Here is a 15,687-nt window from a genome sequence, read left to right as displayed (position 1 = left end):
ATCATAGAAAATATCTTCTCTCAGGGCGACCAACACTTCCATATGTCAATTCTGCACGTACATCTCCAATGGATACCATATATTCTAAATATCTACGGGAGGTAGTGCGGCTTACACCGATTTCTTTTCCAAGTTGCTCAGCAGTTATACCGTTTACTTCATGTTTAATATGATTTTTTATTTTATCTAGCGTTATAGGGTCAATTCCTTTTGGAATAAGGTATTCAGATGGCTTTGTCTGTTTATGAACCGTATCAAATAAATGATCAACTTGTTTTTGATCTACATGACTCATCGTTGATATTTGTTCTTTATAGTTTTTGTATTTTTCTAAAGTTTGTTGAAAGCGTTGGAAAATAATCGGTTTAATGATATAGTCAATTGCGCCACCTCTAATGGCGCTTTGCACTCTTTCTACCTCTTTTGCAGCTGTGATCATGATGACATCCGTATTCCTGTATTGCTGACGTATAAACCATAACAAATCAATGCCATTCCCATCCGCAAAGTAAATATCCAACAATACTAAATCAGGTTGAAGGATGTCAATCATTTCCTTTGCTTCTGTTAAATTTGTGGATATCCCACATACTTCATACCCAGGAATTTTCTCTGTAAAACGACGATTAATTTCTGCTATTTTGAGATCATCTTCTACAATAAATATCCGAATGTTCTGCATGTAACTACCTCCTTGTTGCTTAAGTTTTTGACAAGGGATATATCATCTATGAATTATCGTTCACTTTTTGGGTATTCTTAGGTAGTATCACTGTAAAAACAGTACCCCCAAGTTCACTTTTCGATGTAGTAATATAACCATTTAAATATTTTACGGCATTATCTACTAGATATAAACCTATTCCTCGATCTTCACCATGTTTAGTGCTGAAACCTTTTTGGAAGATATAAGGTAAATCTTGTTCATCTATACCTGATCCAGAATCTTCAACCTCAAAGATGAGATCATTACCAATGTCAGTCATAAATATTTTCACAGTTTTATTTATATCGTTAGTTTTAGTAGCGTCAAATGCATTATCTATCAAATTACCTATAATCGTGACGATTTTCTCTCGATTTAATTCATGGGGGATATCTTTCATACTGCTTTCATTGTCAATAATCAATTCAATTTTCAGCTCATGTGCACGATTGTATTTTCCAAGTACTAATGCTGCAATCATTGTATCTGGAATGGCTGACATTAAAAATTCGACTAAATTTTGATGGTCCGTTGTTTCTTTAGTAATAAAATCAATGGCTTCCTGATAAGAGGCTAATTGAATCAAGCCAGAGATCGTATAGAGTTTATTTGAGTACTCATGAGTTTGTGCCCTTAAAGCTTCAGCATAGGATTGAGCTTGCGAAAGTTCATTTGTTAACTGATCAATCTCTGTTTTATTACGAAAGCTAGAAACAACACCCACAATCTGATTTTTATCAAAAATAGGGACTCGATTTGCAATGATATCGTTTGCTCCAATCTTTAGCTCTTGATTAAACTGACTCTTTTTAGTTTGTAAAACGTCTAACATTTTAGTATGTGGCAACACTTCTAATATATTTTTTCCAATTATATTTTCTGAAGGGTGTTTATTTATGATTTGATACGCTTTTTGATTTACTAATGTGATGTTCCCATCTGCATTGATCGCAATGATGCCTTCATGTATGGATTCTAAGATTGCATTTTTTTCTAGAAACAAACTGGCAATCTCCCTGGGCTCTAAACCGAATATTGATTTCTTAAATCCTTTAGCAATATATAAAGCACCAATAATTCCGATGAAAGAAACAAATATCGTTAGCAATAATACTTTCCTTTGATATGAATTTAAAATCAGTTCAATATCTTCAATTAAGAAACCTACGGACACAATTCCTATAATTTCACCAGCTTCATCAAAAATCGGAGTTTTCCCTCGCAATGATGGACCTAATGTACCTGTAGCTTTAGACGTATAAGATTCACCATGAAGTAATGCTCGATCGTTATCTCCTCCAACCATGGTTTGTCCAATACGTTCTTCTACAGGATGAGAATACCTGACAGAATCAATATTACCTATAACAACAAATTGAGCACCTGTTTGAATACGGACTTGCTCAGCAAGAGGTTGAATAATAGCGGAAGGCTTTTCAGTTTTAAATCCTCCCCTTATTTCAGGCATGATAGCAACAGTTTTTGCTATGTTTAAAGCACGGCTGCCTATTTGATCTTCTAAGCTGTTAGAGATAAAATAGGCAAACACACTGCTTAGAATCACGATGACAAAAACGAGTAAAGTTAAGATTAATAGTGCCATCTTAGTTTGAAGTTTTAGAGGTTTCATGAAAAACAACTCACTTTATTGGATAGTTGTTAGATTAAGAGTTTATGGTTATTATTCACTTATTAAATTGGTTTATTAGTAAGTATATTGTATCAAATAATAGAGCGAAACGCTTACATTTTGTATCTATCCCTTTTTGTGAAAAAAATAACCCATGCTATCATGTATCCTATGATAAAATCTGGGTATATTTCGTTTTGGAGGTAATAGAATATTGATGAACCAGAAGACGAATTCTAACTTTGCAGTTATGGGACTATTATTAGGATTATTTGTAGCATCATTGGATCAAACGATTGTGGCGACCGCTATGCCAACTATCGTTTCAGAGTTAGGTGGATATGAATATTTTGTATGGGTATTTTCAGCTTATATGATTGCAACAGTAGTATCGACTCCTATTTTCGGAAAATTATCGGATATGTATGGCCGTAAATTATTTTTCTTAATTGGGTTGGTCGTTTTTTTAATCGGTTCTGTTTTGTGTGGATTGGCTTTGAATATGTCACAGTTAATTTTTTTTCGTGCTATTCAAGGGATTGGTGGAGGTGCTTTAATGCCGATCACTTTTGCTATTATCTTTGATATATTTCCTCCCGAAAAAAGAGGGAAAATGAATGGATTATTTGGAGCTGTTTTTGGCATTTCCAGTGTTTTTGGCCCTGCTGTAGGTGCTTTTTTTACGGATTACCTGGATTGGCGATGGGTTTTTTATATTAACATACCAATTGGTATTATATCTTTTATTCTAATTACACGTTTTTATAAAGAAACACTTAGCTTACAGAAGCAAAAAATTGACTGGGCTGGGGCTAGCATTCTTATTGTTGGACTGTTAAGTTTAATGTTTGCAATAGAACTAGGTGGAGATCAATACGCTTGGACGTCCCCGTTCATTATCGGGTTGTTTAGCATATTTGTTCTATTGTTTGTTTCTTTCATTTATGTAGAAAAACGTGTACAGTCACCGATTGTTGTTATTGGATTGTTTAAGGAGAATCTGTTTACTTCTAGTCAGCTCATCAGCTTGTTCTTCGGAGCGGCAATGGTGATCTGTTCAACATACATTCCTATATTTGTACAGGGGGTTTATGGTGAATCTGCTAGCGCCTCTGGTCAAACGTTGACACCTATGATGTTAGGTGTAGTAGCAAGCAGTATTATTGGAGGGAAACTCGTAGATCGTTTGTCTTATCGAACTGTAATGTTGGGATCAACCATTCTATTAACGATTGCATTAACGCTTTTATCAACCATTGATGGGGACACTTCAAGACTGATGATTACGATGTATATGATTTTCGTTGGATTAAGTATAGGTGCTTCATTATCAGTACTTAATTTGTCTGCTTTACAAAATATTGATGGTCGATATAAAGGGGTTGGAGTATCGCTTCTTTCTTTTTTCAGAACGATAGGTGCTGCAATTGGAGTCACGGTTTTTGGGGCGATTCAATCACAATATTTCAGTAGTAAGATAGAAAGCTCATTTGGTCAAAGCGATCCTAGTTTTATGGGAGATGCAACTAGTTTATTTGCTCCAGAAAACAGGGAACTCATCCCTGAGGATTTGTTAAAAGTAATTACTACCTTTTTGGCAGATTCAATTTCTAATTTATTTTTTTGGTCGATTTTCTTACCGCTTATTTCTTTCTTATTCGTTATGATGATGGGGAAGGAACGTTTGAAAGCAGCAGAAACAAAGAAGAAAAAACCAAAAGAAGCTTTGACGTAAATGAATGCAACTACTCTCATCTAAATGCAATTGTGATCAATAACAGATAACTTTATAGGAGATAACATAATGAAGTATTTGAAACAATTTTTATTTTTTGTATACCATCAAGCAATGTCGTGTATTTTTCCAGTAAGTATATTTTTAACGCTTGCAGTCTCTAAAGTTATACAAATTCCCTTTTTACCACGTTACGATTTTATATTGATGAGTTGTATCTTTATACAATGGTTTATGGTGAAAAGTAAATTAGAATCAATGGATGAGTTAAAAGTTATTTTCGTTTTTCATTTAATTGGACTTGTTTTAGAACTTTATAAAGTGAATATTGGATCGTGGTCTTATCCAGAGGAAGCTTATACAAAAATATTAGGTGTTCCGTTATATAGTGGCTTTATGTATGCTAGTGTAGCAAGTTACATGTGTCAAGCATGGCGAAGATTAAAACTCACGCTGATTTATTGGCCAAATCGAAAGATGGTGTGGGGTTTAGGTGTAATCATATATGTTAATTTTTTTACGAACTATGTCCTACCTGATATAAGATGGGTCTTGATCGGATTATTGTTTATTTTATTTTATCGAACTCGGGTTTTATTCACATTAATGAATCAAGTTTATCGTATGCCTGTTACATTATCTTTTTTCCTAATTGGTTTTTTCATTTGGATTGCAGAAAATATTTCAACTTTTTTAGGAGCTTGGCAGTATCCTAATCAATCAAACTTTTGGCAGCTAGTTCATTTCAGTAAAATAACCTCGTGGTTTTTATTGGTTGTTATCACTTTTATGATCATCTCAGAGTTGAAATATGTAAAAGAACAGTTGCAAACTTGATAAAATGGTATAATAAACCTTATTAATAACTTATTTTTTAAAGTAAAGGGGTAATAGAATGAAGGGTACGGTTTCACTTTATCGTTATTTATTCCGGACAATAATACTCATCATCTTTGGAGGTGTATTATTAGGGGTTTCTATTGGATTTATAATTGATTTACAAGGGAAATTATTTTGGTTGAATACGATTGGAATAACAGTCGGTGGAGTGATCATAGGTTCTATCATAACTATACTAAACTTTAAAAGATTTATTATGCCTATGAAAGATATTATAAATGGAGTCAATCAAATGGCTGCAGGTGATTTGTCTTCTAAAATTAATGTGGAAAAAGTAGGGGAATTAAAACCGATCGCTATAGCGATGAATGAGATGGCTAATCAGTGGAAGAATCTAATACATAAAATTACCCAGGTTTCTAACCAGGTAACTGATCAATCAAATGAACTATCTGCAATTACTGAACAGAATTATCAGTCGATTGATGAAATAACAAAAGTAGTTCATGAAGTAGCTTTTGGATCAGAAAAACAGGTTATGAAAATTACAGATACTTATCAATCTGTAAATGATATTTCAGAAGGAATTGGTCAAATAACGGGTTCCATTCAATCTATATCTGAAATGACAAAATCAACAAATGATAAAGCAGTTGATGGAAATCAAGTTGTACAAGCAGGTATGGAGCAAATGAAATCTCTAGAAGAGAAAGTAACTTATACTTCAAATATAGTGAAATCCTTTGATGAAAAATCACAGGAGATCGGCAAAATTATTACAATGATTACAGACATATCTCAGCAAACGAATCTTCTATCCTTAAATGCTTCCATTGAAGCAGCACGTGCGGGTGAACATGGTAGAGGTTTTGCAGTCGTTGCAGGAGAAGTAAGAAAACTAGCAGAACAATCAGCAAAAGCATCTGAAGATATTAGTAAGTTGATTCAAGAAATCCAAGATGAAGCGGGGCAGGCTGTGACGGCAATAGAAGAAGGCAAAGCTTCATTTGATCAAAGTTATTCGTTAGTTGGAGGAACTGGGAAAACCTTTAATGAGATTGTGAATAAGATTCAAGAAGTATCCCATGAATTTCAAGATGTGTCAGCAACGATGCAGCAGATGCATGCAGGATTCAAAGATATGATTGATTTAGCGAAAGAGGTTGTAGAAGTGTCTGATAGTTCATCTGCTAAATCTCAACAAATTGCTGCTTTAACGGAAGAGCAAAATGCTTCCACTGAAGAAATATCCGCTTCTGCAAGTCAACTAAATGCATTAGCGTTTGATTTACAGGAAATGATTCAGAAATTTAAGGTGTAATAAATTGCACAAAAAGGTTATCCATTTTGTTTTAGAAAAACGAGTATGGATAACCTTTTTTAATAACTTTATCTATCCTAAATTGATTTTAGTGTTCCACTGTGTTCCTTAAAACCCCTATACCTTCTACCCAAATTTCAATCTGGTCCCCTGGTTGCAATAAACGGGGTGGTTTAAATCCTTTTCCAACACCAGCAGGAGTTCCGGTTGCTATGATATCACCAGGTTCTAATGTATGCCCTTTTGAAATAATAGAGATAATGGTTTCTACATCAAAAATAAATAATTCCGTATTTGCCTTTTGTCTTATTTCACCATTTACTTTCGTTTGCAAGTTTAAGTGATTTGGGTTATTAATTTCTGTCTTATGCACGATAACAGGTCCCATTGGGCAGGAAGAGTCTAAACTTTTTCCTATGAAAAATTGCTTATGTTTTTTTTGTAAATCTCTAGCTGTTATGTCATTTATGATCGTATATCCAAACACATAATCTAAAGCTTGTTTTTTTGTGATGTTTGTACCCTTTTTACCAATAATAACAGCAAGCTCACCCTCATAATCTAATTCATCTGTCACTTGTTTGTGATTTAAAATAATATCTTCGTTTCCAATTACAGCTGTAGGGGGTTTTGTAAATACGATGGGATCGGATGGAAGATCAGCTTCACTGCCCATCTCGAGTACATGATCTTTATAGTTTTTTCCAATACAAAATACATTTTTTGTTGGTCTAGGGATGGGGGCAAGTAATTTGATATCATCTATTTGATATTTGAATTTATTCTGATCAGGATTTTCTATGATCCATTGTTCCAGGGAACTAGCTAAACTTAGAAATTGCTCTCCTAATTCGATACATTCAATCATTGTAGCTGGTAACTGAGCTGTTTGATGTTTGGTTTTATCTGCTAAAGTAAGATCGAGGACATATGAAAGCTGTTCATTAGTGACTCCAATAAATGTTCTATTGTCTTTTTCTGCTGTTACAAATCTCATCCGTCATTCTCCTAACCTTATGTATTTATTTTTATTTTAACATACGAAATCTATGATTAGATAATTCATTGGTGATTGTTAAGCCATTTTTATAGACTAGCAGTTAGAAATCATTGTTATTAAAAAGAAATTATATTGGTAATTTATAAGTTGAATACATTATTTAATATATAGGGGGATATAAATGATTAAAAGTAGAACACCTAGTTTTAGAGATTCAAAGGGAAGAATAATAAAAGATAGTATTGCTTCCTTAGAGGTAATGATGATTGGAGGAATAAATCAATATGTTCTCATGAGAGGAAAAGATATAAATTCTCCGTTACTACTTTTCTTACATGGTGGTCCTGGTTCAGCTCAAATAGGTTTTGCACCAAAATCGCAAAAGAAATTAGAAGAAAGCTTTGTTGTAGTTAATTGGGATCAAAGAGGAGCAGGTAAATCTTACTCTTCAGATATTGCTGGAGAATCAATGAATATTAATCAATTTATTTCTGATATTTATGAACTAATTAATACTCTTTTAAAACGTTTCATTCAGGAAAAATTATATTTAGTTGGACATTCTTGGGGAAGTTTTCTTGGCTCAATTACAGCATATAAATATCCTGAATTAATACATGCATATATAGGAGTGGGCCAAGTAGTGAACATGAAGAGAGGAGAAAGTATTTCTTATTCCTTTGCGCTTGATAAAGCAAAAGAAACAAATAATAAAAAGGCGATTAGACAATTAATAAAAATAGGTCCTCCACCATATAAAAGTTTGAATGGTTTGCGTATACAAAGAAGGTGGTTGGAAAAATTTGGGGGATCAGTTCATGGGAGTACTTTTCTAAAACTTTTGATAAAGTACTTAGCATTTAAAGAATATACATTTTTAGATTGGATTAGGACGATCAAGAATGGCATACTTTTTTCATTAAAGAATTTATGGGAAGATTTAATGGAAGTTGATTTATTAAAAGATGTGAATAAATTTAAAGTTCCTGTATATTTGTGCGTGGGTCGTCATGACTATCAAACTCCCCATGAGTTAATTGAAGAGTATTATCATACGTTGCTATCTCCAAAAAAAGAGTTAGTTTGGTTTGAAAAATCTGCTCATTCTCCTAATTTTGAAGAGCCCGATAAGTTTTACGATATTTGTATATCAGTGATTAAAAGCCACTAACTAGTATGATAATATGAAAATCCATATTCCACTGTTAAATTAAAGGGATTAAAGAATTTAGATAAAACACTGGAAGGATTTATTGAAAATCAGCGTATGGATTTAATTAGAATCTATTTTGATCAATCTTTTTTTCAAAGTGGATTCTTTTAGTTTGCTGTAAAATGTTAAACTTACAATAACTAAAAGATAGACACATTAAAAGAATTTCATGTATAATTCAGAATACAAATAGTAATTATTACGATTTAATATTTGGAACTTGTACAACTGAAATGTTCAAATCTTATCTTATAAGCTATAATGTAGCATGATGATTTTAATATGAAAGAATGGTTTATATTATAGATAACTAAATAAAACATATAGAGGAAAAGTGAATGAGAGAACAAAGAAAGCTGGATCATTTAAACTTAGCCCTACAATCAAATAAAAGTGAGCGTTATTTATCATTTGATGAGTTGCATTTTATTCATCGCTCCTTACCTGAAATGGATGTTCAGGAGTGCAATGTAAATGTGAATTTAGGAGGATTAAATTTGACTTCTCCTTTGATTATCAATGCGATGACGGGCGGGGCTTTTTCTACTGAACAAATTAATCATGATTTAGCAGTTATTGCTAAGGAAACGGGAATGGCACTTGCTGTAGGTTCACAAAAAGCAGCTTTGCGAAATCATAAACTTATTCGCACTTATGAGGTAGTGCGTAAAGTAAATCCAAAAGGGATTATTTTTGCAAATGTAAGTGCAGATAGTACGGTAGAGGATGCGTTGGAAGCAATTGAAATGGTGCAAGCGGATATGCTTCAGTTACATTTAAATATCCCGCAAGAGTTAGTGATGCCAGAGGGAGATCGACATTTTAAAGGCATGATTGAAAAAATACATCATATAAAAGAAAAAGTACCTGTTTCTGTCATTGTAAAAGAAGTTGGATTTGGAATGTGTAAAGAGACATATGAAACTCTGAAAGGTATTGGAATACACATTATTGACGTTGGAGGCAAGGGTGGTACCAATTTTGCTTGGATAGAAAATCAGCGAAGAGAAGGCAAAGATTTTGATTTTATAAATGAGTGGGGGCAGTCCACAGTTGTTTCTTTGATTGAGTCTGCTAAATATCAAACTGAGATTGATTTTATATCCTCTGGAGGCATCCGAAATCCACTTGATATGGTGAAAAGCTTTGCTTTAGGTGCCAAGGCGATTGGATTGGCATCCCCTGTGTTGTCTCTTTTAAAGGAACAGGGAGTTGAGAAAGCGATACATAGGATTCAAAATTGGCATGAACAAATCAAATTGATCATGACGATGCTTGGAAAACCACGCGTTGAAAAACTAGTAAATGCTTCGCTGGTTGTTACCGGCACAACCAAAGAATGGTGTGAGTGTAGAAATATTGAGTATAAATCCTATGCTAAAAGAATGTAAAAGCAGAATGAAGTTAGGAGAATGAAAATGAATGAATTGAATAATAATCGTTTTGATCATTGTCATGAATGTATCATTTCCATAGAAGATGTTTCGTTTTATTATGAAAATAAAACCCCTGTGATTCAAAATTTGAATTTTAAAATTTTTGAGAGAGATTTTGTTGGTTTAATTGGGTCAAATGGTGCAGGTAAATCTACATTGTTAAAAATGCTTGTAGGCTTGATTAAACCTGTAAGTGGCAATATTAGATTGTTTGATCAACCGATATCAGAGTTTAGAGATTGGGATCGAATTGGTTATGTGCCTCAAAAAAATGCAATGAATCCATTTTTTCCTGCTACTGTGAAGGAAATTGTGCTCTCTGGTTTATACGGAAAGAAAAAAATGTTTAAAAGATTAACAAAAAGAGAATTAGAGAAATGTGATGATTCACTTCAAGCACTTGGTATTGAAAAATTAGCTCATCGTCGAATTGGGAACTTATCCGGAGGTCAACAACAACGTGCATTTTTAGCACGAGCTTTAATCAATAATCCAGATTTACTCATTCTAGATGAACCTATGGTTGGTATTGATGCCGAAACACAAGAAAGTTTTTTTCATATGATTCAACATATGCATAAGCAGCATAATATTACTTTTTTAATGGTGTCACATGATGTTGATATGATGTATTCCTATTTAGGGCATGAAGCAATACATACTTCTGGAAAGTTAAAGTTTTATGTGAAGCATTCACATGACTTGGAAGATTGTGTTGAAACAGATTTAACACACTCTTTGAAAGGATTCATAAAAGGTGAAGCTTTAAAAATATGATTTGATTTTGGAGGATTGAATTTTGGATTTAGATATATTTTTATTTCCTTTTTTTCAAAAAACACTGTTTGTAGGTTTTTTAATAGGAATTGTTGCACCATTAATTGGTGTGTTTATCGTATTGCGAAGATTATCCATGATTGGGGATGCTTTATCCCATGTTTCCATTGCTGGAGTGGCTTTAGGTTTTATCATTGAGGTCTATCCTCTTGCTCTTGGAATTGTTTTTGCGCTTATTGCATCTTTTGCAATAGAGAAATTACGAAAGGCCTATCCAAGCTACGCAGAATTATCGATTGCTATTATTATGTCTGGAGGTATAGCCTTTGCCTCTGTTTTATTTACATCAGGTAAAGGATTCAATATCAATGTACAGGATTATTTGTTTGGAAGTATTGTTGCACTGAACACTGCTGATATTTGGATCGTTTTTGCCGTAACTTTGATTGTAATTACATTTGTTGTTATTTCTTATAAGGAATTATTTTTAGTTACACTAGACGAAGATGCCGCTAGTGTAAGCGGTCTTTCTACGCGACTTTATAACATTTTAATTACGACTTTAACCGCGCTTGTGATTAGTGTGGTCATAAAAATAGTTGGAGCATTATTAGTATCAGCTTTAATTACGATTCCAGTTGCATGTAGTTTAGTAGTTGGAAAGAGCTTTCGACATACGATGTGGATGGCAATTATTTTTTCTGAAATTGCAATGATGGGTGGTTTAATCATTGCTGGGATTTGGAATTTTGCTCCTGGAGGTACGGTGGTATTGTTGTCTATTGCTCTGTTAATGCTTTCGTTTTTATTTTCCAGAAAAAAATCTTTATAGAAGGGGCAGACAATGATGAGTCCATTTAAAACGTATTTTCAATTTGTAAAGCCCTATTGGAAATTAATTTTTATCACGATCATTATAGGGGTAATCAAATTTGGCATTCCTTTAACACTACCTTTAATGATGCAGTATGTCATAGATGGTTTACTTACAAATGATGAAATGGCTGTTAATGAGAAGGTTTCAAAGCTTGTTTACCTACTTGTAGGTGCCCTCATTTTATTTATTATTGTGAGATGGCCTATTGAATACTTAAGGCAATATTTTGCTCAACTTGCTACTAGTCGTATATTGTTTGATATCCGTAATCGTTTATTTGATCATATTCAGAAATTATCCATTCGTTTTTATCAAAACCGAAAGGTTGGAGAAATCATCTCTCGATTTATTAACGATGTTGAGCAAACGAAGAGTATAGTAGAAGTCGGTTTGATGAATATTTGGTTAGATTTATTTACGCTTACAATTGCTCTAGGTTTTATGTTTTATTTAAACCCTATACTCGCACTAATCGCGATATCGATTTTTCCTCTGTATGCGATTGCAGTAAAAATATTGTATAAACGTTTGAAACAATTAACAAAGGATCGTTCACAAGCTTTAGCCGAAATTCAGGCTTATTTACATGAAAGAATTCAAGGAATACCAGTCATTAGAAGTTTTACATTGGAGAAAGTTGAACGAGACAGATTTGGAAAAAGAAATAGTATCTATTTAGATAAAGCTTTGAAACAAACTCGATGGAATGCACTAACTCATTCAATTATTAATACACTTACTGATATCGCACCACTTCTTGTCATCGGTTATGGTGGTTATCAAGTGATTCAAGGAAATCTGACTTTAGGAGCATTTGTTGCTTTTTTTGGTTATTTGGATCGGTTGTACAGTCCATTACGTCGTTTGGTAAATTCCTCTACTGTATTAACGCAAGCTGCAGCATCTTTAGAAAGAATGGTGGAGTTCATGGAAGAGCCATACGATATTGTAGATGCTCCTCATGCCTATCCTATTAGAAACGTAAAAGGAGATATCCAATTTGATCATGTTACTTTTAGCTATCTAAAAGATGGGGAGCCTATTTTAAAAGATATTCAATTTTCGATACGATCAGGGGAAACAGTTGCTTTAGTAGGGATGAGTGGAGGGGGTAAGTCTTCACTTGTAGGATTAATTCCTCGATTTTTTGATATCAATCAAGGAGTTATTCGTATAGATGGTCATGATATTACAAATATTCAAACAAAAAGTTTACGCGAAAATATTGGAATGGTGCAGCAAGATAACATTTTATTCAGTGGCTCTGTCCGTGAAAACATTCTGTTTGGAAAACCTGATGCTACAGAAGAAGAGATGATTCAAGCTGCCAAAGCTGCAAATGCACATGATTTTATTCTGGAGCTTCCTAATAAGTATGATACTGAAATTGGTGAACGTGGAGTGAAATTATCTGGAGGGCAAAAACAACGTGTTGCTATCTCAAGAGTGTTCCTCAAAGATCCACAAATATTAATTTTGGATGAAGCCACCTCAGCTCTAGATTTAGAATCAGAAGCCTTGATTCAAAAATCGTTAGACCGTTTAGCAAAAGATCGAACAACACTCATTGTTGCTCATCGTCTTTCCACAATCACACATGCTGATAAAATTGTGTATATGGAAGATGGTCAAATTAAAGAAATGGGTACTCATCAACAATTAATGAAAACAGGAGGAGGTTATGCACGTTTATATAATGTACAGAACCTTACTTCAGATTCACCTGTTAAAACTACAAATTATTAATACAAAATTGATTTATCCTCAATGGATTAGCCGATTAGATCACACTACATCCATGTAAAATGTTCTGCTTTCATAACCTTAGCATTAACACATCCTGATCCCAATTCCTCTATGAACGGGTAACTATCCTTCTGTCTTCGCTTAAAAAAGCTCGCCAATCAGTTAGTTTTCTTTAGGAACCTCCTCTATGTAATTTCATAAGCTGTTGTATAGGCAATTGTATAGAGGGGAGACGGTACGAGAATGATACGAATCAACAATCGATATGTAACATTCCCACAACTTGAATCACAAATGACGTTATCTGAATTTCAAAGGGATATTTTACGACAAATGATCAATAGTCAGGCGGTATATTCATATTCTTCTGCCAAAGAATTAGATTTTGAACTCCAAATGAGAGAGAATATCACCGAAGCTGCAAAATTATTAAATAATAGTGATGCTTCGTTTGCTACGTTTAGATATTCAAGAGCAAATCCAAGATATTGGTTTACAGAAAGAAATGGAGCTTTGAGGTTACTTCCAGGAGTACGACCTTCAGATGCCATAAATGACATTTTCGTTAATGGCTCTGAATATGGGTTTGAATGTGCTACCGGCATGGTTATTGTGTTATACAAAGCAGTAATGCAGTCTTTAGGCGTAGAGAGATTTAATCATTTGTTTCAAAATTTATATTTATGGGCCTGGCAGTATGATAAAGATTTACATCTAATTACTACCCGAAGATACGACTATTTCCCGGGTGATATTTTATATTTCGACAATCCAGATGTAGATCCTAGTACTCCTCAATGGCAGGGTGAAAATGTTGTTTATATGGGAAATGGACTTTATTTTGGTCATGGTGTTGGGATTAAACCAAAGGAAGGTATGATTGCGGAATTAAATTCATTCCGCTATCCAGGAAGTACGAGATCTGCTTTTTTATTAGATCAAGCAACAAGACCAGATTACAAAAGACTGTATGAGTATACTACGATGTATACACCACAATATATGTAATGAAGTTATTTCCTTTGAAGTGTAGTATCAAAATGGTTTGTTTGAAACGAAGTACAAACTCCGCATTAGCACAAAAATAGAAAGAATGGTTAAATACCCAGTCCACAAACGTCTATCCGCAATAAACTAGTATGGAACACCTCAAATAAACCATAGAAAGGAAGAAGAACTATGAATAATGTTAATCCTTATGCTCCAGCAAATGTATTACCAACATCCAATGTAATGCCAGCATCCAATGTAATGCCAGCATATGATGTGAATCCAGCCTTGGCAGCTGAATATGAAAATATAGCACCAGCCTATGAGAATATAGCGCCAGCAGCTGTATCAAAACACCACTGTCCAAGAGGAGGATACAATTGGGCTGCTGTTGTCCTTGTATTGTTTATCCTTCTTGTTATTATTCTCAGTAGAGGGCTTCTGTGTTAAATTTAATGCAAAAAGTCTGTTTTTCCACGGAATAGATATGCCCATCTATTCCGTGGATTTTATAATATTACTTTTTTCCCTTGACTTTATTACTGTATAACTATTTGTCTCATTTATGAGTGACTGGGCAGCTTAGTATTGGAATATTGTTGAAAATAGACATTCTTTTTTTTGATAATACATAGTATGAAGTTCCATGTTATTTGACTGGACGAATTCACCAATTTACATAAAAATCAAACGAATGCCCCTAGTTATTTGTCCATTTTTGTTGAGATCTGTTTTTATACAAGTTATAATTGGGCGAATGATATTATGAAAGCATAGGTGGTTAAACAGTGATTCGAGTTTTATTTGTTTGTTTAGGAAATATTTGTCGTTCTCCAATGGCAGAGGCTGTCTTTAGACATAAAGTGAATAAGAGAGGATTGCAAAACAAAATAGAAGTGGATTCTGCTGGTACTGGAGATTGGCATATAGGTAATCCACCACATGAAGGAACTAGGAATATTTTAGATGAATATGAAGTGGATTATACCGGTTTAAAAGCAAGACAAGTTGTAGTTGAAGATATGAATGATTTTGATTACATTATTGCGATGGATGAAAAAAACTTGAAGGATTTAAAAATGCTTTCAAAAGATAAAGAGATTCAGATTTACAGAATGTTAGAGTTTTTACCTTCAAGTGAGATCACAAACGTTCCTGATCCTTATTTTACTGGTAATTTTGATGAAGTATATGAGATGATTGATTCCAGCTGTGAGCAGCTTTTAGAAACAATGATAAAAAATATGAAGTGATTTTATTCTTAAACGAGCGCTAATAAGGCGTTCTTTTTTTTGGGGAAAGGTTATTATTCACTGAATAAAAAGAAAGTCCTTACTAAGAGATGGCTCTTAATAAGGACTAGTACAGACAGCTTGCGTAATATATTATTCCATTTACCAAAAAAAATATAACTAA

Annotated in this window: 14 protein-coding genes; 11 read left to right on the top strand and 3 right to left on the bottom strand. The window is 33.6% G+C overall.

Features of this window, described 5'->3' with window-relative positions:
* Window position 1: 1 nt before the first annotated feature.
* Entirely contained in the window at window positions 2–682 is a 681-nt protein-coding gene (locus tag ERL59_RS09315) for a response regulator (protein ID WP_160645939.1), read from the bottom strand.
* Window positions 683–728: 46 nt separating this feature from the next.
* Window positions 729–2,336 carry an ATP-binding protein gene (locus ERL59_RS09310; RefSeq protein WP_160645938.1) on the bottom strand — a complete coding sequence of 536 codons (1,608 nt, stop codon included), beginning with the start codon at window positions 2,334–2,336 and terminating at the stop codon, window positions 729–731.
* A gap of 217 nt (window positions 2,337–2,553) precedes the next feature.
* On the opposite strand from ERL59_RS09310, the gene ERL59_RS09305 reads away from it, so the two are divergent.
* The 3 genes from ERL59_RS09305 (at window position 2,554) to ERL59_RS09295 (ending at window position 6,232) form a co-directional block, all read left to right on the top strand.
* Entirely contained in the window at window positions 2,554–4,071 is a 1,518-nt protein-coding gene (locus ERL59_RS09305; RefSeq protein ID WP_160645981.1) for an MDR family MFS transporter, read from the top strand.
* Window positions 4,072–4,140: 69 nt separating this feature from the next.
* On the top strand, window positions 4,141–4,908 hold the full coding sequence (locus tag ERL59_RS09300) for a DUF817 domain-containing protein (protein ID WP_160645937.1): 768 nt from the start codon (window positions 4,141–4,143) through the stop codon (window positions 4,906–4,908).
* 58 nt (window positions 4,909–4,966) lie between these two features.
* Complete coding sequence (locus ERL59_RS09295) at window positions 4,967–6,232, top strand: methyl-accepting chemotaxis protein (RefSeq protein ID WP_160645936.1); 1,266 nt, start codon at window positions 4,967–4,969, stop codon at window positions 6,230–6,232.
* 88 nt (window positions 6,233–6,320) lie between these two features.
* On the opposite strand, the gene ERL59_RS09290 is transcribed toward ERL59_RS09295, so the two are convergent.
* Entirely contained in the window at window positions 6,321–7,229 is a 909-nt protein-coding gene (locus tag ERL59_RS09290) for a fumarylacetoacetate hydrolase family protein (RefSeq protein ID WP_160645935.1), read from the bottom strand.
* Between the two features lie 184 nt (window positions 7,230–7,413).
* Between ERL59_RS09290 and ERL59_RS09285 the strand changes: the two genes are divergently transcribed.
* The 8 genes from ERL59_RS09285 (at window position 7,414) to ERL59_RS09250 (ending at window position 15,524) form a co-directional block, all read left to right on the top strand.
* Window positions 7,414–8,403 (top strand): alpha/beta fold hydrolase, encoded by a 990-nt coding sequence (locus ERL59_RS09285; protein WP_160645934.1) that lies wholly within the window; start codon window positions 7,414–7,416, stop codon window positions 8,401–8,403.
* Window positions 8,404–8,783: 380 nt separating this feature from the next.
* Window positions 8,784–9,836, top strand: coding sequence for a type 2 isopentenyl-diphosphate Delta-isomerase (fni, locus tag ERL59_RS09280; protein WP_160645933.1), 1,053 nt, complete (start codon window positions 8,784–8,786; stop codon window positions 9,834–9,836).
* Between the two features lie 27 nt (window positions 9,837–9,863).
* The gene (locus ERL59_RS09275; RefSeq protein ID WP_160645932.1) at window positions 9,864–10,658 is read left to right on the top strand and encodes a metal ABC transporter ATP-binding protein; all 795 of its coding nucleotides are present in this window, start codon (window positions 9,864–9,866) and stop codon (window positions 10,656–10,658) included.
* A 22-nt stretch (window positions 10,659–10,680) separates the two neighbouring features.
* On the top strand, window positions 10,681–11,490 hold the full coding sequence (locus ERL59_RS09270) for a metal ABC transporter permease (protein ID WP_201763518.1): 810 nt from the start codon (window positions 10,681–10,683) through the stop codon (window positions 11,488–11,490).
* A 15-nt stretch (window positions 11,491–11,505) separates the two neighbouring features.
* Window positions 11,506–13,281: an ABC transporter ATP-binding protein gene (locus ERL59_RS09265; RefSeq protein WP_160645931.1), complete on the top strand. Its 1,776-nt coding sequence runs from the start codon at window positions 11,506–11,508 to the stop codon at window positions 13,279–13,281.
* A gap of 243 nt (window positions 13,282–13,524) precedes the next feature.
* Window positions 13,525–14,289 carry a protein-glutamine gamma-glutamyltransferase gene (locus tag ERL59_RS09260; protein WP_160645930.1) on the top strand — a complete coding sequence of 255 codons (765 nt, stop codon included), beginning with the start codon at window positions 13,525–13,527 and terminating at the stop codon, window positions 14,287–14,289.
* A gap of 171 nt (window positions 14,290–14,460) precedes the next feature.
* Complete coding sequence (locus ERL59_RS09255) at window positions 14,461–14,721, top strand: hypothetical protein (protein ID WP_160645929.1); 261 nt, start codon at window positions 14,461–14,463, stop codon at window positions 14,719–14,721.
* A gap of 338 nt (window positions 14,722–15,059) precedes the next feature.
* Entirely contained in the window at window positions 15,060–15,524 is a 465-nt protein-coding gene (locus tag ERL59_RS09250; RefSeq protein WP_160645928.1) for a low molecular weight protein-tyrosine-phosphatase, read from the top strand.
* Window positions 15,525–15,687 lie beyond the last annotated feature (163 nt).

It is taken from the genome of Chengkuizengella marina (assembly GCF_009910845.1).
Classification (GTDB): domain Bacteria; phylum Bacillota; class Bacilli; order Paenibacillales; family KCTC-33759; genus Chengkuizengella; species Chengkuizengella marina.
Note: the sequence above shows the minus strand (reverse complement) of the source record. Positions and strands in the feature narration are given on the sequence as shown.

Coding starts and splice junctions, on each gene's coding strand:
- ERL59_RS09305 (WP_160645981.1), top strand. CDS start 2,554: ATGAACCAGAAGACGAATTCTAACTTTGCAGTTATGGGACTATTATTA.
- ERL59_RS09310 (WP_160645938.1), bottom strand. CDS start 2,336: ATGAAACCTCTAAAACTTCAAACTAAGATGGCACTATTAATCTTAACT.
- fni (WP_160645933.1), top strand. CDS start 8,784: ATGAGAGAACAAAGAAAGCTGGATCATTTAAACTTAGCCCTACAATCA.
- ERL59_RS09285 (WP_160645934.1), top strand. CDS start 7,414: ATGATTAAAAGTAGAACACCTAGTTTTAGAGATTCAAAGGGAAGAATA.
- ERL59_RS09290 (WP_160645935.1), bottom strand. CDS start 7,229: ATGAGATTTGTAACAGCAGAAAAAGACAATAGAACATTTATTGGAGTC.
- ERL59_RS09255 (WP_160645929.1), top strand. CDS start 14,461: ATGAATAATGTTAATCCTTATGCTCCAGCAAATGTATTACCAACATCC.
- ERL59_RS09315 (WP_160645939.1), bottom strand. CDS start 682: ATGCAGAACATTCGGATATTTATTGTAGAAGATGATCTCAAAATAGCA.
- ERL59_RS09295 (WP_160645936.1), top strand. CDS start 4,967: ATGAAGGGTACGGTTTCACTTTATCGTTATTTATTCCGGACAATAATA.
- ERL59_RS09265 (WP_160645931.1), top strand. CDS start 11,506: ATGAGTCCATTTAAAACGTATTTTCAATTTGTAAAGCCCTATTGGAAA.
- ERL59_RS09300 (WP_160645937.1), top strand. CDS start 4,141: ATGAAGTATTTGAAACAATTTTTATTTTTTGTATACCATCAAGCAATG.
- ERL59_RS09260 (WP_160645930.1), top strand. CDS start 13,525: ATGATACGAATCAACAATCGATATGTAACATTCCCACAACTTGAATCA.
- ERL59_RS09275 (WP_160645932.1), top strand. CDS start 9,864: ATGAATGAATTGAATAATAATCGTTTTGATCATTGTCATGAATGTATC.